Origin of the sequence: Pseudomonas nitroreducens NBRC 12694 (genome assembly GCF_002091755.1) — a bacterium.
Lineage (GTDB): Bacteria > Pseudomonadota > Gammaproteobacteria > Pseudomonadales > Pseudomonadaceae > Pseudomonas > Pseudomonas nitroreducens.
In genome coordinates, this window is record NZ_BDAI01000001.1 from 264,994 (window position 1) to 284,406 (window position 19,413).

The 19,413-nt window shown below is 66.0% G+C and carries 16 protein-coding genes; 1 reads left to right on the top strand and 15 read right to left on the bottom strand.

Annotation, left to right across the window (positions count from 1 at the left end; all coding sequences use genetic code 11):
• Window positions 1-9: 9 nt before the first annotated feature.
• The 4 genes from PNI01S_RS01200 to PNI01S_RS01215 all read right to left on the bottom strand — a co-directional run bounded on the left by PNI01S_RS01200 (window position 10) and on the right by PNI01S_RS01215 (window position 5,394).
• Window positions 10-2,508 carry a TonB-dependent siderophore receptor gene (locus tag PNI01S_RS01200; RefSeq protein WP_084357271.1) on the bottom strand — a complete coding sequence of 833 codons (2,499 nt, stop codon included), beginning with the start codon at window positions 2,506-2,508 and terminating at the stop codon, window positions 10-12.
• A 162-nt stretch (window positions 2,509-2,670) separates the two neighbouring features.
• A complete protein-coding gene (locus PNI01S_RS01205) occupies window positions 2,671-3,657 on the bottom strand; it encodes a FecR domain-containing protein (RefSeq protein WP_223186758.1) in 987 nt (328 codons plus the stop codon).
• A 5-nt stretch (window positions 3,658-3,662) separates the two neighbouring features.
• The gene (locus tag PNI01S_RS01210) at window positions 3,663-4,172 is read right to left on the bottom strand and encodes a sigma-70 family RNA polymerase sigma factor (RefSeq protein WP_024763486.1); all 510 of its coding nucleotides are present in this window, start codon (window positions 4,170-4,172) and stop codon (window positions 3,663-3,665) included.
• A 127-nt stretch (window positions 4,173-4,299) separates the two neighbouring features.
• On the bottom strand, window positions 4,300-5,394 hold the full coding sequence (locus tag PNI01S_RS01215; RefSeq protein WP_084357273.1) for an NAD(P)-dependent alcohol dehydrogenase: 1,095 nt from the start codon (window positions 5,392-5,394) through the stop codon (window positions 4,300-4,302).
• 498 nt (window positions 5,395-5,892) lie between these two features.
• On the opposite strand from PNI01S_RS01215, the gene PNI01S_RS01220 reads away from it, so the two are divergent.
• Window positions 5,893-6,582, top strand: a complete 690-nt coding sequence (locus PNI01S_RS01220) for a GNAT family N-acetyltransferase (protein WP_084357274.1) — start codon at window positions 5,893-5,895, stop codon at window positions 6,580-6,582.
• 54 nt (window positions 6,583-6,636) lie between these two features.
• On the opposite strand, the gene PNI01S_RS01225 is transcribed toward PNI01S_RS01220, so the two are convergent.
• The 11 genes from PNI01S_RS01225 to PNI01S_RS01275 form a co-directional block, all read right to left on the bottom strand.
• Window positions 6,637-7,287 carry a TetR/AcrR family transcriptional regulator gene (locus tag PNI01S_RS01225; protein ID WP_037014568.1) on the bottom strand — a complete coding sequence of 217 codons (651 nt, stop codon included), beginning with the start codon at window positions 7,285-7,287 and terminating at the stop codon, window positions 6,637-6,639.
• Between the two features lie 76 nt (window positions 7,288-7,363).
• Window positions 7,364-8,845, bottom strand: a complete 1,482-nt coding sequence (locus PNI01S_RS01230; RefSeq protein WP_084357275.1) for an aldehyde dehydrogenase — start codon at window positions 8,843-8,845, stop codon at window positions 7,364-7,366.
• 26 nt (window positions 8,846-8,871) lie between these two features.
• Window positions 8,872-10,485, bottom strand: coding sequence for an ABC transporter ATP-binding protein (locus PNI01S_RS01235; RefSeq protein ID WP_084357276.1), 1,614 nt, complete (start codon window positions 10,483-10,485; stop codon window positions 8,872-8,874).
• Between the two features lie 35 nt (window positions 10,486-10,520).
• Window positions 10,521-11,336 (bottom strand): ABC transporter permease, encoded by an 816-nt coding sequence (locus PNI01S_RS01240; protein ID WP_024763491.1) that lies wholly within the window; start codon window positions 11,334-11,336, stop codon window positions 10,521-10,523.
• A gap of 10 nt (window positions 11,337-11,346) precedes the next feature.
• A complete protein-coding gene (locus PNI01S_RS01245) occupies window positions 11,347-12,303 on the bottom strand; it encodes an ABC transporter permease (protein WP_037015601.1) in 957 nt (318 codons plus the stop codon).
• 104 nt (window positions 12,304-12,407) lie between these two features.
• Entirely contained in the window at window positions 12,408-13,187 is a 780-nt protein-coding gene (locus tag PNI01S_RS01250; RefSeq protein WP_065084091.1) for an alpha/beta fold hydrolase, read from the bottom strand.
• Between the two features lie 11 nt (window positions 13,188-13,198).
• A complete protein-coding gene (locus PNI01S_RS01255) occupies window positions 13,199-13,408 on the bottom strand; it encodes a tautomerase family protein (protein ID WP_037015607.1) in 210 nt (69 codons plus the stop codon).
• Window positions 13,408-14,460, bottom strand: a complete 1,053-nt coding sequence (locus tag PNI01S_RS01260; RefSeq protein WP_084357586.1) for an LLM class flavin-dependent oxidoreductase — start codon at window positions 14,458-14,460, stop codon at window positions 13,408-13,410. The genes PNI01S_RS01255 and PNI01S_RS01260 overlap by 1 nt, the downstream gene beginning before the upstream one ends.
• A 21-nt stretch (window positions 14,461-14,481) precedes the next feature.
• A complete protein-coding gene (locus PNI01S_RS01265; RefSeq protein WP_084357277.1) occupies window positions 14,482-15,477 on the bottom strand; it encodes a flavin reductase in 996 nt (331 codons plus the stop codon).
• A 14-nt stretch (window positions 15,478-15,491) separates the two neighbouring features.
• Window positions 15,492-17,006, bottom strand: coding sequence for an ABC transporter substrate-binding protein (locus PNI01S_RS01270; protein ID WP_231387467.1), 1,515 nt, complete (start codon window positions 17,004-17,006; stop codon window positions 15,492-15,494).
• A gap of 424 nt (window positions 17,007-17,430) precedes the next feature.
• On the bottom strand, window positions 17,431-19,359 hold the full coding sequence (locus tag PNI01S_RS01275; protein WP_084357278.1) for an LTA synthase family protein: 1,929 nt from the start codon (window positions 19,357-19,359) through the stop codon (window positions 17,431-17,433).
• Window positions 19,360-19,413: the final 54 nt, after the last annotated feature.

The following is a 19,413-nucleotide window of genomic DNA, read 5'->3' on the forward strand; positions in this document are numbered from 1 at the left end:
CAATCGGCGTCAGAACGCGCCTTGCAGGGTCACCATGAAGTTGCGCGGCTCGCCGTAGAAGTTGCCCCAGGAAACGGCACCGACGCTCTGGTAGTACTTCTTGTCGAACAGGTTGTTGCCGTTGAGCGCGACCGTCCAGTGATCGTCGATGCGGTAGCCCAGGCGGCCGCTGTAGATGGCGTAGTCCGATTGCACCGAGGTGACCTTGCCGCTGTGCACGGAGGTGTCGCTCTGCGCCGTCACGCCCGCCCCCAGGCTCCAGCGGTCCAGCTCGCCGGCCAGTTGATAGTCGGCCCAGGCGCGGAACAGGTGGCGGGGAAAATAGGTGGTGGTGAAGGTCGGTTCCTGCGGATTTTCCGCGGCGCTCTTGAGGTACTTGGTCTGGGTGTAGGTGTAGCCGGCCAGCAGTTGCAGGCGATCGATGACCTCGCCGCTGATTTCCGCCTCGAAGCCCTGGGCGCGCACCTTGCCCACATCGGTGTAGCAGTAGCCGTCGGATGAGCCGGCACAGACCGTGTCGTAGTCCGCCTCGGCGCGGTGTTCCTCCACCGTACGGAACAGGTTGAAGGCGGTGTTGACCCGACCCTCCAGCAGCTCGCCCTTGATGCCCAGCTCGTAGCTGGCGCCGGTCTTGGGTTGCAGCGGGCTGCCGGATTCGTCGGTGTAGGTGCTCTGCGGCTGGAAGATATCCGCGTAGCTGGTGTAGACGGACCACTCATCGTTGAGGTCGTAGATCAGTGCCGCGAACGGCGTGACCTGGCCGTTCTCCTGGCTGCGGTCGTGCTGCCAGTAATCCCAGGCCTGAGTGTAGGAGTCTCGGCTGTTGCGGTACCAGCTGACGCGCGACCCCAGGACCGCGGTCAAAGGCTCGGCCAGCTTCAGGCGAAGGGTGGCGTAGGTGCCGAATTGGCGGGTGTCCGAGTTGGTGGGTACCGGGCCGCCGCGGTAGGAGTTGGGCGCGTAGAAATCATCCGCCGGCTCGGGAATGTGCGAGTTGGGATGGAACGGGTCCTGCGAGGTACCCAGCAGGCTGGTCATGTTGATCAGCGCGTAGTGATCGTGGGTCTTGGCGCGGCTGGCGTTGGCGCCGACGGTCAGCTCATGCTGCAGGCCGAAGGCCTCGAATTTTCCGTCCAGGTAGGCATCGAAGCCGTAATCGGTCTGGTCGTAGTCGAACAGCCCGGAATACACCGAGGAAGGCGCCGAGGTCGCGCCCGATGCAACACCGCCCGAGGTCTCGGACAGGGCGTACTTGATGTCCTGGTCGTTGTGGGTCCAGACGCCGGCGAACTTGAAGGCCCAGTCCTCGTTCAACTGCTGGGACAGGTCGGCGAATACCGTGGTGCGCTCGCTTTCCCAGTTGTTCCAGGTAGCGCCCAGGCAGGTCGAGCGGCTGAGCTTCAGGTCCTTGCCGTTGCTGTAGCGCGGCAGGCCGTGCCAGCACGGAGTCGCATCCAGCTTCTCGTAGGCAACGCCCAGGCCCACGGTGGTATCCGGGGTCACGTCGTAGTCCAGCGCGCCGTAGAGAATCTGGTCATTGCGCTTGCCGACATCGTAAAAATACTGGCGATCCTGCAGCGCCACGACTGTTCGCCCACGCAGCGTGCCGGACTCGTTGAGCGGGCCGCCGGTATCCACCTGGCCGCGGTAGTTGTCCCAGGAGCCGGCCGAGAGCGACAGCTTGGTCTCCGGCACGCTCTGGCCCCGCTTGCGGACGAAATTGACACCGCCGGTGGAGCTGCCCGAGCCCTTCAGCATGCCCGCCGCGCCCTTGAGCACCTCGACCCGGTCGTAGAAGGCCATATCGCCGGAGAAGCTGTTGGCCTGGACGTACTCGCCGCCGACATCCAGCGGCACGCCGTCGTACTGGTACTGGCCCTGCATCATGAAGCCGCGGGAGTAGAAGTACTTGCCGCCCATGGGCGACTCGTAGACGGCGATTCCCGGCGTCTTCTCCATCGCCTGTTCGATGGTAGTGACGTTCTGGTCGTCCATGTAGCGACGGGTCAGCACCGTCACCGACTGCGGGGTCTCGCGCAGGGAGTGCGCGCCCTTGCCGATGGTCACCGCGCGGGCCGAATAGGAATTGGTGCCCTCAGTGGTCGCGTCCAGCACCTGGCTGGACACCGTGGTGGAATCCATCTCCAGCACCGCATCCGACGGCGTCGGCACCAGGCCGTAGCCGCCGTTCTCCAGGCGGCGCACCGTCAGTTGCGTGCCAGACAGGATGCGGGCAAATCCGTCTTCGATGCTGTACTCGCCATTGAGCCCGGCGCTGCGCTTGCCTTCGGTCAGGCCGGCGTTCACCGAGATGGGAATGCCGGCACTGCGGCCGAAATCGCCGAGCACCTGATCCAGCGGGCCGGCGGGAATGGCGTAGTGCTGGGTCCGCGTGACCGCGGATTCGGCCTGTGCCGGCGACATCGGCAGCAGGGCCAGCGTGGAACAGGACAGCAGGGCAAGGCCGAGCGACTGGCGCAGGGCGCGGGCGATGGGGTGAAGCGTCATGGGCAGAGGGTCCGTTTCTCGTTGTGGGCCCGCGTGTGCGAGCAGGGATTTCTCCCTAGGCCAAGCGAGAAACGAAAACCTGCCGACTTTTCGAGAATTATTTTCATTGGTGTTTTTCTGCGGCGCTCGTCTGCGATTTTCCGCAGCGCTGGGCTTCTTTCCCTAGCGCGAGCCCACTGTCACCCAGTAGCGGGTGCGCCGCTGGACCGTCACCGGCAGGCTGTCCTGCAGCATGGCCAGCACCCGGTCGGTATCGGCCAGCGGATAGGAGCCGCTCAGGCGAATACCGGCGACCGCCGGATCGCAGCGCAGCAGCCCGGGGCGATAGCGGTCCAGCTCGGCGAGAAAATCCCCAAGGCGCATGCGCTCGGCCACCAGGTAGCCATCGACCCAGGCGCCGCCATTCGCTTCCAGCACCTGCGGAGCGCCGACGCCAGCCGCATCGATGCGAGCTTGCGACCCCGCCTCGATCACCCTCGCCTCGCCGCCGGCCCGCGAACTGGCAGCGACCCGCCCCTGAGTGACGGCCAGCAAGGTGCCGCGCCCGCCTTCGTCCCTGCGGACGCGGAAGCGCGTGCCCAACGGCTGCAACACTGCGTCGCCGCTGACAACCCGGAACGGCCGCCCCGCGCCATCGCGGGCGGTGAGAATCTCGATTTCGCCGTAGCGCAGGCGCAGTTCGCGAGCGCTGTCGGTGTAACGCAGGTCGACCGCGGTTGCGGTGTTGAGCCACAGGCGCGTGCCATCGGGCAGCGTGCGCGGCGTTCGCTCGCCGACGCCGGTGCGGTAGTCCGCCATGGCGCCCTGCACCCACTGCGTGTCGCGGCCCTGCCAGGCAAGCCCGCCGAGCAGGCCGAAACCGACCAGCACCTTGAGCGCCTTGCGCCGGTCCATCTCGTTGTAGTGGCGGCGACCGGCCAGCTGCCGCGCCATCGGGTCGGCCAGTGCGCCGGCGTGACGCTGCAGGCCGAGCGGAATGCTGCTCAGGCGCTGCCAGGCGCGCTCGTGCTCGCTGCTGGCCTCGCGCCAGACCAGCAACTGGCGCTGCTCGGCATCGCTCATGCAGCCCGACTGGGCCAGGGTGAACCAGGCAATCGCCTGGTCGCGGATGCTGCTGGAGATGGGCCGGGAATCGCTCTCGCGGGACATGGCGTTCACTCGAACCGGCTCGCGTAGCAGGCCGCAAACGCCTTGCTCATCGCCTTCTGCACCTGGTTGACGCTCAGTTCCAGGCGCAACGCGATCTGCGGGTAAGTCAGGCCGTCGAGCTGCGACAGCAGGAAGATTTCCCGCACCTGGGGCGCCAGGCCATGCAGGAGTTCATCGACCTCCACCAAAGCCTCGATCAGCAGCAGGCGTTCTTCCTCGGACGGCGCCACCGCTTCGGGACGCGCGGCCAGCGCTTCGAGGTAGGCCCGCTCGACCGCCTGACGGCGCCAGCGGTTGATCAGCAGGCTGTTGGCAATGGTGGCGAGGTAGGCCAGCGGCTGGCGAAGGTCGGCGATGGCGCTGCGCGAGCGCATCACCCGCACAAAGGTGTCATGGGCCAGGTCTTCCGCATCGGCGTGCTCGCCCAGGCGGCGGCGCAGCCAGCCCTTCAGCCACCCGTGGTGCGCAAGGTAAAGCCGCTCAACATCCCGTTCGAATGCCCGCTCGCTGTCCATGAACGTCCAGTATTGTTAAACATGATAATCGTTCTCAACAATACTGGATTTGCCCTGCCCTGCGCAATTGGCCGGATCATTCGGGGCAATGACCTGCTGCGGACGGCATCAGGCCATTGCCTCCACCTCAGGGCTTGATGGCGATCTTCAGCACGCCGTCGCGCTGGTGGGCGAACAGGTCGTAGGCGTTGACGATGTCGTCGAGCGCATAGTGGTGCGTCACTAGCGAGCCGAAGTCGGCGCGGTTCGACTCGATGATGCTCATCAGGCGGCGCATGCGCTCCTTACCGCCAGGGCACAGGGCGGTATTGATGCGATGGTCACCCAGGCCGGCGGCAAACGCCGAGAGCGGGATGTGCACATCGCTGGAGTAGACCCCCAGGCTCGACAGCGTCCCGCCCGGCTTGAGTACCTTCATCGCCTGCTCGAAGGTGCTCGGCAGCCCCAGGCATTCGATGGACGAATCGGCACCGCGCCCACCGGTGAGCTTCATCACCTCGTCCACCACGTCGCACTTGGTGAAGTCCAGGGTGACGTCGGCCCCCATGCTGCGGGAGATGTCCAACCGGTGCGCGTTGCCATCCACCGCGATGATGGTCGAGGCACCCAGCAGGCGGGCGCCAGCGGTGGCGCACAGGCCGATCGGCCCCTGGGCGAAGACGACCACGGTGTCGCCGATACGGATATTGGCGTTCTCGGCGCCCTTGAAGCCAGTGGACATGATGTCGGGGCACATCAGCACCTGTTCGTCGGTGAGACTGTCCGGGATCGGCGCGAGGTTGCCTTCGGCATCGGGCACCAGGACGTACTCGGCCTGGGTACCGTCGATCAGGTTGCCGAAGCGCCAGCCGGCGGTGGCCTTGTAGCCGTGGCAGGCGCAGCGACCGCTCTCGACGAGGTAGCTGCCATCCTGCGAGGGCACGCCATCCTGCGCGGCATAGGAATTGAAATTCGGGCAGATCGCACCGGCAATGACCCGCTGGCCCTCGCGGTAGCCCTTGACCGCGCTGCCGAGCTTCTCGATGACGCCAACCGGTTCGTGCCCGACGGTCAGCCCCCTGGCCACCGGGTACTCGCCCTTGAGGATGTGCACGTCGGTGCCGCAGATGGTGGTCGTGGTGATGCGGATCAGCGCGTCGTTGGGGCCGACCTCGGGGATGGGTTTGTCCGCCAGCTCGATTCGCCCCGGTTCCACGAAGATCGCCGCTTTCATCATTGCCATCGTTGTTTCTCCTCGCTTGGAATGCGCCATGGATGCACAGGACCGGGGATCGCAGGAAACGAATGCCCGCGGCGCCTCGGCCGACCGGACCCAGTGTGCTTGGCCGGAGCGGAATCCCTTTGATGCATATCAAGCCAGGGGAAGCTCGCTCGGCAGCCTGCCTGCCGGGAACGCTGGCGGGCTGATAGAGCATTGACCGGAATCGCCAGAAAACAAGGCGCGCGGACAGTCCGGCGAGCATGCGCAACTCCACCGGCGGGAGGTCCAGCGCGATGCCCTGGTAGCGCGCGTGGAAGGTGCGCTACCAGCTCCAGCTCGACGCCTGGGTGCCGGAGCGCCGCCGCAGTGACCCTGTACAAGACCCTCGCGCGATAGCTGGGAAAGCTGCGCAGCGCCTGCCGCCCAGCGCCCACCGGAGGAATCGTTCGAGGCCCGCGGAGGTTACAATGGGCACCACGCCGATTCCCCCGGATCGGGCACGCCCGGAGCCAGCTTCAAATGTTCACCCTCGTAAACCTCGACACCTCGCCCCCCGAATCCCTGAAAAGCCAGGTGCTGCAGATGGTGGTGGACTATTTCAGCGACGTCAGCCCGGTGCCGCTGACGCCGAGCAACCCGCTGTTCCAGCTGTACCAGTACGTGATCGGCTTCGAGGTGCACCTGTACCTGCAGGCCATGAACGGCTCGCCGGACGGCCCCACGCGGCTGATCCTCGCCCTGGATGATGAAGACCCATCGCAGGTGCTGGGTTTCGCCCTCTACCTGCCGAGCCAGGATGACGCCCAGGCCTGCACCCTGGCCTACCTCGCCGTCCAGGCCAGCCACCGCCGGCGCGGTATCGCCCGCGCCATGCTGCAGAAGATGCTCGAGCATCGCCCCCACGCGGAACTGGCCTGTGCGGCGGGCAAGGTGCCGGTCTTCGAGGCGATGGGCTTCCGCATCCTGGCGGCGCAGGGGCCGCACGTGCTGCTGAACACCCGCGACCAGCGTTCCGACGGCATGGTCGCGGTGCAGGATCTCGCGCCGATCTACCAGTCCAAGGAAGTGCGGCAGATCCACACCTATCTGGTGAAGCAGAAGGGCAGCAAGGCGATGCGCGAGGCCGAGCAGAAACGCGATCGCCTGCTGGACCAGATGACCTGGCAAGCCCGGGAACTGGTCAAGGCGCGCTTCCCGACGATTCACTGAGGGGCGGTTCGAGTCGTCTGCCGCGTCCCCGGGCAGGAGATTCCGCGCGGTGCCTCAGCGCCCGGATTCGGGCATGTAGAACGCCACCAGATCGAGACAGGCACTGATGCCATGCTCGATGGCCTTCATGTTGCGCCGACGCTGCCAGTCCAGCCACAAGCCATCGAGCATGGCCATGATGGCGTCGGCCGAGTTCTCGATACGCTCGGCGCCCACCTCGCGCTCCTCGGCGATCCTGCGCAGGATTTCCACCAGGCGTTCGCGGTAGATGGCGTAGAGCTTGCGCTCGGTGTCGGCGATGTCTTCCTGGAACAGCGAGGCGGACCACAGGTCGATGCGCACCGACAGGTAGCTGCGGTCGAGAAAGGTGCTGGTGAAGCCACTGCGCAGGAACACTTCCAGCTGCGCCATGGACGTGCGCGGCTCGGCCACCAGCCCCGCGCGGGTCGCTTCGTAGAGCTGGTGCGAGGCGTATTTGTAAGCCTCCACCAGCAGCTCGTTCATGTCCTTGAAGTGGTAGCTGATGTGCCCCAGCGCCATCTCGGCGCGCGCCGCCACCTTGCGCGCGGACAGCTTGGCGTAGCCCTCCTCGCTCAGACAGAGGAAGGCAGCCTTGATGATCTCCTCGCGGCGCAATTCAGGGTCGTAGACCTTTTTCGTTTTCTGTTGCGCCGCTTTCTGCTGCGCCACCTTCTGTTGTGACATGGCGTGCCGATTCCAAGGTTGGCAGTTGGGGCGGATTATTCCGCCCCGTGTCCGTCATGGTCAAAAGTTAGTTCATTCATAGCCTGATCCAGGTCGCCTTGAGTTCGGTGTACTTGTCGAAGGCATGCAGCGAACGGTCACGCCCGTTGCCGGACTGCTTGAAGCCGCCGAAGGGCGCGGTCATGTCGCCGCCCGAGTATTGGTTGACCCACACCGAGCCGGCCCGCAGCGCACGCGAAACCTGGTGCGCGCGGGACAGGTTGGACGTCCACAAGGCCGCCGCCAGGCCGTAGGGCGTGTCGTTGGCGATGGCCACCGCCTCCTCGGCATCCTTGAAGCTGATGACCGAGAGCACGGCGCCGAAGATTTCCTCGCGGGCGATACGCATGTCGTTGCGCACGCCATCGAAGACCACCGGCGCCAGGTAGCAACGCTCGCTTTCGCCGCTGCCGGCCACCAGCCGGGCGCCCTCCTCCAGGCCGCTGGCGATGTAGCCCTGCACCAACTGCAGATGCTGGGCGTCAACCAGTGCGCCATAGCAACTGGTCGGATCAAGGGCGTCGTTCGGCGTCCACGCGGCCAGTGCTTCACGCAGATGCTCGAGGAATTCTTCGCGCACCGACTCCTGCACCAGCAGGCGCGAACCGGCAGTGCAGACCTGGCCCTGGTTGTAGGCGATGGCGGCGGCGGCACTGATAGCCGCCGCGCGCAGCTCGGGCGCATCGGCGAAGACGATGTTCGGGCTCTTGCCACCGGCCTCGGTCCACACGCGCTTGAGGTTGGACTGCCCGGCGGCGACCATCAGGCGCTTGGCCACGCCGGTCGAGCCGGTGAAGGCGATGGCGTCGACGTCCATGTGCCGCGACAGGGCGTCACCGGCCTCGGCGCCATAGCCCGGCACCACGTTCAACACACCCACGGGGATGCCCGCCTCGCAGGCCAGCCGAGCGATACGGATGGCCGTCAGTGGCGAGCGCTCGGACGGCTTGAGCACCACGGAGTTGCCACACGCCAGCGCCGGGCCGAGCTTCCAGCTGGCCATCAGCAGCGGGAAGTTCCACGGCACTATCACGCCAACCACGCCCACGGCTTCGCGGGTGACCAGGCCCAGCTGGTCCTCGGCGGTGGCGGCGATCTCGCCGTAGACCTTGTCGATGGCCTCGGCGGACCAGCGAATGGCATTGGCCGCGCCGGGCACGTCGGTGGCCAGGGAGTGGGCGATGGGCTTGCCCATGTCGAGGGTTTCCAGCAGCGCCAGCTCCTCGGCGTGGCTTTCCAGCAGATCGGCGAAACGGATCAGGATGCGCTTGCGCTGCACCGGTGCCATGCGCGACCAGTGCCCGGCCTCGAATACCCGGCGCGCGCTGGCCACGGCACGCTCAATGTCAGCTGCGCCACCTCGTGCGATGGCCGCCAGGCGGCGCCCGTCGAGTGGGCTGGCCTTGTCGAAGGTGCGCAGGTCCTGCGCGCTGCAGTAATCACCGTCGATGAAGCAGCGACCTTCGATGGCGAGCGTTGCCGCGCGCTCGCTCCAGTCCTGCAGAGTTGTTGCGGTCATGGTTTGCTCCTTGAGCGGAAATGAGTTCAGGCCACGCCCCGTTGCGACAGGCCGTCGAGCCAGTCCGGGTCCATCTGCGGCATGCTGTCGAGCAGGCGCGTGACGTAGCTGTCGCACGGCGGCGTGAACACCCGCTGCTTGTCGCCGAAATCGACGACGCGGCCAGCCTTGAGCACCAGCACGTCGTCGGCGATGGACTTCACCACCGACAGGTCGTGGGTGATGAACAGGTAAGTGATGCCCAGGCGCTGCTTGAGGTCGTCGATCAGCCGCAGGATGCCCTCCGCGACAAGCTGGTCGAGGGCGCTGGTGATCTCGTCGCAGACGATCACCGCCGGGTCCGCCGCCAGGGCGCGGGCAATGCCCACCCGCTGTTTCTGCCCGCCGGACAGTTCGCCCGGTCGCCGGGCCATGAAGCGGCCGGGTTCCAGGCCCACGGCATCGAGCAATTCACGGGTTCGTTCTTCGCGCCGGGCAGCATCGAGGCCGCCATAGAACTGCAGTGGTCGCCCGACGATGTCACCGATGCGGTGGCGCGGGTTCAGCGCGGTGTCGGCCATCTGGTAGATCATCTGGATCGAACGCAGCTCGTCCCGGCTGCGCTTGGCGTAATGCCCCGCAAGCGGCCTGCCCTGGAACAGGATGCTGCCCTCGCGGCTGGGCAAGGCCCCGGTGATGCAACGCCCCAGCGTCGACTTGCCCGAGCCGGACTCGCCGACGATGGCCAGCGTGCGCCCCGGAAAGACCTTCAGCGACACGTCGTCGAGCACCTGCTTGTTGCCGTAGCCGGCGCGGATGCCGCGCAGCTCCAGCAGCGGTTGCTGGTCGGCGGCCACCGGCGGACGCGCCTCACACGCGAGGTTGCGTACCGCCCACAGCGAGCGGGTGTAGTCCGCCTGCGGCTCGGCGATCACCCGGCGCTTGTCGCCGCGTTCGACCATCTGGCCATCCTTGAGCACCATCACCTCGTCGGCCATCTGCGCCACCACGGCGAGGTCGTGGGAGATGTAGATGGCCGCCACCTGGAACTCGCGGACCAGCTCGCGGATGGTCAGCAGGACGTCGATCTGCGTGGTGACGTCAAGTGCCGTGGTCGGTTCGTCGAAGATGATCAGGTCCGGCCGGCAGGACATCGCCATGGCCGTCATGATCCGCTGCAACTGGCCGCCTGACACCTGGTGCGGATAGCGCTCGCCGATGGTCTCGGGCTCGGGCAGGGAAATCTTCCGGTACAGCGCCACCGCATCCCGGCGCGCCTGTTCGCGGGGCGCCAGGCCGTGCTCCAGGGCGCTCTCGCAGTGCTGGTCGATCAACCGGTGCGCCGGGTTGAAGCTCGCCGCCGCGGACTGCGCCACATAGGCGATGCGCGCGCCGAGCAGTTCGCGATGCTGCGCTTCGGGCACCTGGCGCAGGTCGATGCCGTCGAAGAGAATCTCGCCGCCGCTGATGCGGCAGCCGTCGCGGGTGTAGCCCATGGCGGCGAGGCCGATGGTGGACTTGCCGGCGCCGGACTCGCCGACCAGGCCGAGTATCCTGCCGCGCTGCAATTGCAGGTCGATGCCGTGGACGATATCGCTCCAGCCGTCCGCGCCGCCGGCCTCGATGCACAGGCCGGTAATCTTCAGTAGGGGTTCGCTCATGCTGCGTGTCCTCGGACAATAGGTGGGCAGGACGGTCATCGCCGCTGGGCGAGGAACCAGTCGGCAACGAAGTTGACGGCGATCGCCAGCACGCCGATGGCGGCGGCAGGGATCAATGGCGTCAGGTCGCCAAAGGAAATCAGCGAGGCATTCTCGCGGACCATGCTGCCCCAGTCCGCCAGCGGCGGTTGCAACCCCAGGCCAAGGAACGACAGCGAGGAAATGGTCAGGAACACGAAGCAGAAGCGCAGGCCGAATTCCGCCACCAGCGGTGCCCGCACATTGGGCAGCAGTTCCACCGCCACCAGCCAGAACAGCCCTTCGCCGCGCAGCCGGGCCACCTCCATGTAGTCGGTCACCACCACGTTGAGCGACACCGAGCGCGCCAGGCGGAAGATACGCGTGGCGTCCACCAGAGCGATGACGAACACCAGGTTGGCGATGCTGGTACCGAAGATGGTCAGCAGGAGCAGCGCGCAGATCAGCTGCGGCACCGCCATCAGCACGTCCACCAGGCGTGACAGTGCGCTGTCCACCCAGCCGCCCATGGCAGCGGCGATCAGCCCCAGCGAACCGCCGATGAAGAAGGCCAGAGCGGTGGACAGCAGCGCGATGCCGATGGTGTTGCGCGCGGCGAAGATCACCCGCGAGAGCATGTCGCGCCCCAGGGCATCGGTGCCCAGCCAGTGCTGCGCGCTCCAGGGGTCGTATTCGCCGCCGACGATCTCGGTCTCGCCGAAGGGTGCCACCAGCGGGCCGAACAGCGCGAGGAAGGTGTAGAAAAGGATGATCAGCAGGCCGATGCGGGCGGTCCAGGTCATCTGCTTGAAGGTTGCGATCAAGGCATTCATCGGCTCGTTCTCACTGGCGATGCAGCAGGCGCGGATTGGTAACGATGGACAGCACGTCGGCGAGCAGATTGATGCCGATGTAGACCACCGCGAAGATGCAGCAACAGGCCTGGACCACCATGACGTCGCGCTTGATCACCGAGTCCACCATCAGTTGCCCGAGGCCGGGGTAGACGAACACCACCTCGACCACCACCACGCCGGTGATCAGGTACGCGAGGTTCACCGCAATGACATTGACGATGGGCGCCCAGGCGTTGGGCAACGCGTGGCGCAGGACGATCTTCAGCCGCGACAGGCCCTTGAGCCGGGCCATCTCGATGTAGGGCAGCTGCAGCAGGTCGAGCACCGCGATGCGCGTCATGCGCATCATGTGGGCGGTGATCACCAGGGTCAGCGTGAGCGCCGGCAGGAAGGCCGCCTGCAGGTGCTCGAGCAGGCTTGCCGAGGCCGGTACGTCGGCGATGGAAGGAAACAGCGGGTGCTTCACCGCCAGCCAGAGGATCAGGATGTAGCCGATGAAGAACTCCGGCAGCGACACCGCCGCCAGGGAGACGATGTTCACCACCCGGTCATAGAACGAGTCCTTGTAGAGCGCCGCGAACAGCCCCAGCAGCAGCGCCAGCGGCACCGCGATCAGTGCCGTGTAGCCGGCCAGGAACAGCGTGTTCAGCAGGCGCTGGCCGATCAGTTCGGACACCGCCCGGCCGTTGGACAGCGAGGTGCCGAAGTCGCCCTGCAGGCTGCCCAGCAGCCAGTGCAGGTAGCGGCTCAGCGCGGGCTGGTCCAGCCCCAGCTCGTGGCGCAGGGCATGCAGCGCCTCGGGCGTGGCGGACTGGCCGAGCAGCTTCTGCGCCATGTCGCCGGGCAGCAGCTGCACCGCCGCGAAGATGAGTGCGGAGACGCCCAACAGGGTCAGGGCTCCGAGAAGAATGCGCCGCAAGAGAATGGGATAAATCAGAGCCATGGTATCGACCTGCTGATCGGTTGGGCAGTTGTTGTTCTTCTGGTTTCTGGCGGTTACGGGGAGGGTTGGGCAGTGCCCACCCTCCTCCGGCGTATCGGCAGGCGTTAGTGCGAGGCCTTGTCCAGGAAGGCTTTCAGGTGGGGCACCACCTGGTCGCTCGCTTCGATCAGGATGGCGTGCTTGAGGTCCGGCAGTACCACCAGCTGCGAGTGCGGCAACGCCTCGGCGATCTGCCGGTTCAGGCCCGGATTGCAGCCGCCGTCGAACTCGCCGGTGAGCACCAGGCACGGTTGCTTCACTTCATGCAGCCAGGGCGCCATCTCGGTCTCCGCGTAGATGTGGAAGACGTTGAGGAACACCTCGGCCGGCGTGTCCATCACCTGCTGCTTGCGCCATTCGATGACCTCCGGATGCGCCGCGCAGAAGTTCTCGGTGAACCAGCGCTGGGTCAGGGTATCCAGCACCGGGCCGATGCCCTTTTCTTCCATGGCGCGGACCACCTTGCGCACGTTCTCGCTGTCCTGCGGCGAGCGGAATGCCGCGGTGGACAGCAGCCCGACGCTCAGCACGTGCTGCGGATACTTGTGCGCATAGGCGGGGCCGATCATCCCGCCGAGGGAGTGGCCGATGATGTGCATCTGCTCGATGCCCAGCCGCGCACGCAGCGCCTCCAGGTCCTCCACCAGCTCTTCCAGGCCGAAGCCCTCGGTCGGCAGCGGCGATTCGCCGTGGCCGCGCAGGTCGTAGCGGATGCAGGTGAAGCTGTCCTTCAGCGCCTCGGTAACCTTGTCCCAGCCGGTCTTGCGCGCGCCGATGCCGTGCACCATCACCAGGGCGGGGCCCTGCCCGTCCACCACATAGGCGCAATCGATTGCCTTGCTCATCACGCGCCTCCTCAGCCCTGGGCCTTTGCTTCTGCGATGATCTCTGCGTAGCTGCGGCCGCCTACGCCCCAGTCGGCCGGGTCCACCTCCTTGAGCAGGATGGTGACCGCCTGGGCCTTGCCGCCGCAGACCTGGAGGTAGGTGTCGGTCAGCGCCTGGATCAGCTCGCGCTTCTTTTCAGGGGTGCGTCCGGGGAAGAGTTCTACGGTAAGCAGGGGCATCAGCCGGTCCTCTTGTTCAGGTTGGGTTGGTTCGAGCGGGAACTGAAGTGCGGAATGACCTGCTCGCCGAAGCGCCGCATCATGTCCAGGCTGTCTTCCTGGGACTGGCCGAAGTTGGCGGTCATGATCACTTCGTCGATACCGGCCTCGGCATAGGCGGAAAGCTGATCGATCATCTGCTCGCGGGTGCAGATGAGCAGGTTCCTGCCCAGCTCCTCGATGGACTGCTGGCGTGGCAGCGCTTCGATGCCACCGCCATGGACGATGCCCGGCCCGGTGAACACGTTGTCGAAACGCCGGTAGTACTCGTAGGCCAGTTGCAGCTTCTCGCGGGCGTCGGCTTCATCGCGGGCGAGATAGGTCGCGCGCTGCAGCGACAGCCGGGCGCGCCTGGCGGATTTCGCTTTCGCCTCGGCGTTGCCACGGCGGAAGGCGTTGACCTGGTCCAGCAGCATCTGGTGGTCGCCGCTCAGCGGCGTGGTCTGCACCGAGAAGCCCTGGCGCGCGCAGGCCTGGATGCCCTCGGGCGCCATGCTCGCCACCACCAGCGGAATTTCCCGCTCGGGGCGCGGCATCACGGTCAGCGGGCCGAACTGGTAGTACTTGCCGTCCCAGCTCACTTCCTTGCGCGTCAGCAGGGCCTGCAGCACGGCCAGGGATTCGTCGAAGCGCTCGCGGGTCTCGCTCATCGGCACGCCGAGCATCTCGATCTCGTACTTGAAGGCGCCGCGCCCCACGCCCAGCACCAGCCGGCCGTCGCACAGGGCATCGGCCTGCACCACTTCGCCGGCGAATACCCGCATGTCGCGGATCGGCAGCACGGCGATGGAGGTAGCCAGTTCGATGTGCCGGGTGACCGCGGCGATCTTCACCGCCATCTGCAGCGGCGAGGGCACCAGCAGGATGTTGATCAGGTGGTGCTCGGGGATGGAGATGCCGGCATAGCCGACCTCTTCCGCCACCACGGCCTGCTCGACCATGTGCTCATAGAGCTGTTTGCCGGAGGCATCCGGATCGGGCAGGTAGGAGCTGAGGAAATGGTTGAATTCCATGTTGTTGTCCACTCGGTGGTCTTAGTGTTTCCAGTCCAGCCAATGCACGGGCTTGCCCGCGATGCCGGCAATTCGTCCGCCATCGGCAGTGTCGCAGTAGATGCCGAAGCTGTCGGCCTGCCGCTCGCTGAAGAAGCGGTGGAGCATGCTGATGCAGTAGTCGCCGCGGACCAGCAGCCAGGGCTCGTCCTCGGCACGGAAGACACGCACTTCCCGCCCGGCGTCGCTGGCCAGCGCCAGTTCGGCGCTGGCGTCCGCGCGAAAAATCAGGCGGGTGAAGTCGTCGCCCGCCTCCTCGAACATCGAGTAGATGAACGACACCTCGCCCACCAGGCCGACCCGGCGGAAGACCTCATCGATGACCGCCTTCTGGCTCACCCCGGCCCGCCAGAACACCTCCGGGATGCTCCAGTGCTCCTGGCCCGGCTCGCGCACCAGCAGCACACCGTTGTCGCGGGCGATCAGGCACCCGACCTTGAGCGCACTGCCGCGCTCCACCTGGATGGCCTTGGCGCCTTCGGCGAAGTCGATGTAGCTGCCGCGGAAGTAGCCCAGCGGGCTGCCGACGCTGCTGCGGTAGCGCTGCACCTCGCCGATCAGGATCACGTGGTCACCCGCTTCCACCAGGCTGTGGCGCCGGCAGCTGAGCACGCTCAGGCTGTCGGCCAGGCACGGCACGTCGGCCTCGCAGGACAACAGCTCGACCCCGGCGAACTTGTCGGCCGAGCGCCCGGCGAAGCGGTTCGACAGGTCGCGCTGCCAGTCGCCGAGGATGTTGACGGCGAAGCGTTCGGCCGCACTGAAGACCACCAGGCTGCCGGCGCTTTTCGCAATGCACACCAGCACCAGTGCCGGGCTCAGCGAGACCGACGTGAAGGAGTTCGCCGTGAAGCCGCGGGGCGTTCCGTCGGCCTCGCGGGTGGTGACGATGGTGACGCCGGTCATGAAGGTGCCGAAGACGTTGCGCAGGCTGCGCGTGTCGTCCGCGCTGACCGAATGCCAGTCGAGGTTGCTCATCCCGTTCTCCCGCTTCACGCCAGCGACCAGCGCTCGATGGCGCGCATGCCGTCCAGGGCCATGTCGCCGGCCACGGTCGGCGACGTCACCACATCGTTGCCCATGCCCATGATGTGGTTCATGAACATCGGTACCACGGTGGCGCCCTCGTCGTGCAGCATCGCCTGCATGTCCCAGTAGATGGCCTTGCGCCGGGCCTCGTCGAGCTCGGAGCGGGCCTGCAGCATCAGTTTGTCGAAGCGCTCGTTGTTCCACTGGGTGTCGCCCCAGGAAGCGCCGCTGGCGTAGATCTGGCTGAAGATCCAGTCCGGCGTGGCGCGGCCGGTCCAGTAGCACATGCACATCGGCTTCTTCGACCAGACGTTGATCCAGTAACCGTCGTTGGATTCGCGCACCACCTTGAGGTTGATGCCGGCCTTGCGCGCGCTTTCCTCGAACAGCACGCCGGCATCCACCGCCCCGGCGAAGGCCGCGTCGGCGGCACTGATGCTGATATCCAGGCTGTCCAGCCCGGCCTGCTTGAGGTAGAAGCGCGCCTTGTCGGGGTCGTACTGGCGCTGGGCGAGCTCGCTGTTGAAGTACTTCTGCTGGCGGCCGATGGGGTGGTCGTTGCCAACGCTGCCGTGGCCGCGCAGGATCGACTTCACCCACTGTTCGCGGTCCACTGCGTGCTTGAGCGCCAGGCGCACGTTGTTGTCCTGGAACGGGCTGACCTTGGCGATCATCGGCATGGTCGCGTGGTTCAGGCCGGTGACCTCGGCGATGCGTACCTTGTTGCTGCGCTGCAGCAGCGACAAGGTCTTGATCTCCACGCGGTTGATGACGTTGACCTTGCCGGTGAGCAGCGCGTTCTGGCGCGCCACGGAGTCGGCGATGGCGATCAGCTCTGCCTCCTCGACGTGCGCCCGGCCCGGCTTCCAGTAGTTGGGATTGCGCACTACGAAGGCACGGACACCGGGGTTGTACTCCTTGAGCATGTAGCCGCCGGTGCCCACGCCGGAGCGCCAGTCCACCTGGCCGTCAGCGCCACGCGGCAGGATGCTCAGGTGGTAGTCGCTCATCAGCACGGGAAAGTCGGCGTTGCCGCCCTTGAGGCTGACGCGCACCGTCGAGTCATCGACCGCCTTCACTTCGTCGATCTGCGAGACGATCGATTTGGACAGGGACTTGGAGCCGTCCTTGCGGTGGTAGTCGAGCGTGGCCACCACGTCATCGGCGACGAAGGGCTTGCCGTTGTGGAACTGCACGCCACTGCGCAGCTTGAAGGTCCAGACCCTGGCGTCCGGCGAGGACTCCCAGGACTCGGCCAGTTCGGGAATGGCGTTGCCGCTGCTGTCGATCTCCACCAGGTTGCCGCGCAGCGCCTGGCTCAGCAGCATCATGAAGTCGTCTTCGGCCAGGCCCGGATCCAGGCTGTCGGTGGTCGACGCGCCGGCCAGGCCGAATACCAGTCGCCCGCCCTTCTTCGGCTCGGCGAATGCCGGCAGCGGCAAGCCGCCCAGCAACACGCCGGCCCACAAAAGCCCCATCGTCCCTTTCACCAGGTCACGACGGGTTACGCCGGAGGATGGCTCCCCAGGTTGCTTTTCCTTCATCCCACACCTCGCAAGACACTTGAGTTTTGTACGACCGTACAGGCCTGAAGCGAAGTTGGGCCTGGGGTCTTCTGTTTGTTTTTATCCACTCAACGCGACTGCCCCGGAGACTTCTATCGAATCACTTTTGGACAGTCGTACAGATTATTAGCAACAAGAAATCCGCCATGCAAGAATTTTCTGTACAGACGTACAAAAGAATCTCGCAGATCTTCAGTTTCAAGGGAGAGCAAAGCGCGGCCGAGGGTGGCCGCAGGGGAGGAAAAAGGCAGGAAGTACTGGCGCCCTGGAGGGCAGAGCGCCATGGAACCTGACAGCAACCTGCAGCAGGTTCAGGGCCGTGACGACGGCCCTGGTCTCACTGCCCTGCGGTTGGCTTCCAGTCCAGCAGGTGATGGGTGAAACCGTAGCTGGCCGACTGGTAATAGCTGATAGCACGCGCCACCAGCGGGTCGTCCGCCTGCGCCGTCACTTCCGTGCTCGCCCCCAGGGCCTGGTTGTGCCGGCGCAGTTCGCCGCGCGGGCTGAGGATCGCCAGGTCCTGGCCGTCGAACAGGCCCAGGTGCTGGTAGTTGCCAATCACCACGCGCGGTGGCAAGGCGTTCGGCACCATCAGGTTGCGGCCGTAGAAGGTCGAGGTGTAGCTCAGGTTGAGGATCGACAGCAGGCTCGGTGCGAGGTCCAGCTGGCTGGCCAGCTCCGGGCGTTCCCCGGCCGGCAGCAACTTGGGCGCGTAAATGAACAGCGGGATCTGGTAGTTCGCCACGGGCAGGTCTTCCTTGCCGGCGCTGCCCGCGGTGTGGTCGGCGACGAACACGAACAGGGTGTTGTCGAACCACGGTTTGCTCTTCACCGCCTTGAGGAACTGGCCGATGGCGTAGTCGGTGTACTTCACCGCGCCGTCACGCCCCTCGCCCGAGGGGATGTCGATGCGATCGGCCGGGTAAGTGTAGGGGCGGTGGTTCGAGGTGGTCATCAGTTGCAGCAGGAAGGGCTGCTGGCGCGCGTGGTCTTCGTCCGCGACCTTGATCGCCTGGGCGTAGAGATCTTCGTCGCTCATGCCCCAGGCGTTCTTGAAGTGGATGTCCGACTCCTGGACGCTGGACTGGTCGACGATGCGATAACCATTACCGCCGAAGAAGGCGTTCATGTTGTCGAAATAGCCGCGACCGCCATACAGGAACACGGCGTCATAGCCGACGTTCTTCAACTGCTGACCGAGGCTGGCGAAACCGCTCTCGCGGCCGACACGCTTGACGATGGAGCGACCCGGGGTGGGCGGGATCGACAGGGTGATGGCTTCCAGGCCACGGTCGGTACGGGTGCCGGTGGCGTAGAAGTTGTTGAAGTAGAGGCTGTTGCGACGCAGCTCATCCAGGTTGGGCGTGAGGTCGCGCTCGTCGCCGTTGCTGCCCAGGTACTTGGCGCTCAGGCTCTCGATGGTCACCAGGACGATGTTGTAGCGCTTGGGCGCCCCTTCGCTGGCGATGCTCCGGCGGATGTCCATCGGCCCGGTGCCGGTGAAGCGCGCATTGGGCTCGGCCAGTTCCGAGCGGATGCGCTGCGTGACCTGCTCGGGCGGCAGGGTCGCGTAGAACTGCGGATAGTCCAGCTCGTTGTTTCGGAACGCAGCGAAGAACTGGTACGGCCCGTTGCTCGCCAGCTCGCGGGCGTAGGTATTGCCATCCTGGCCGCGCGGGGCATCCTGGTCGACCAGGACACCGGCCGCCAGCGCCATCACCACCAGGCCGGCGCAACCCAGCAGGCGGCGCGACAGCGGCGGCACCTCGGCGTCACGCAGGCGACCCAGGACCTTGAACAGCGCGAGGGTCACGCTCAGCGAAAGCAGCGCCAGCATGCTCAGCCACAGGCCGATGGGATAGGACTCGAGGATGTTGTTCAGCACCTCGTCGGAATACACCAGGTAGTCGACTGCGATGAAGTTGAAGCGCACCCCGAACTCGTCCCAGAACAGCCACTCGGCCACCGCCGTGAAGAGCATCACGTAGACGCTGGTGAACAGCATCGCCGCCAGCAGCCAGCGCCAACTGGCGCTGCGCCAGACCCGCGCGGGCATCAGCAGGAGGACCACACCCATCGGCAACAGGGCGTAGACCAGGAAGCTGAGGTCGTAGAGCAGGCCAATGGCGAAGACCGCCACATGGGCCGCGCCCACCTCGGGCAGATGGCCGACCAGGAGGGCCGATCGGGTCAGGAAGAAGACGATCAGCCAGAGCAAGGCGACCAGCGCCAGGAAGCGCGTCGGAGCCGAGCGGAAGAGTTGCATGGGGTGTCCTTGTAGAAGTCTTTCCTGCGCAGCACAACGCGGCGCAAGTCGGCG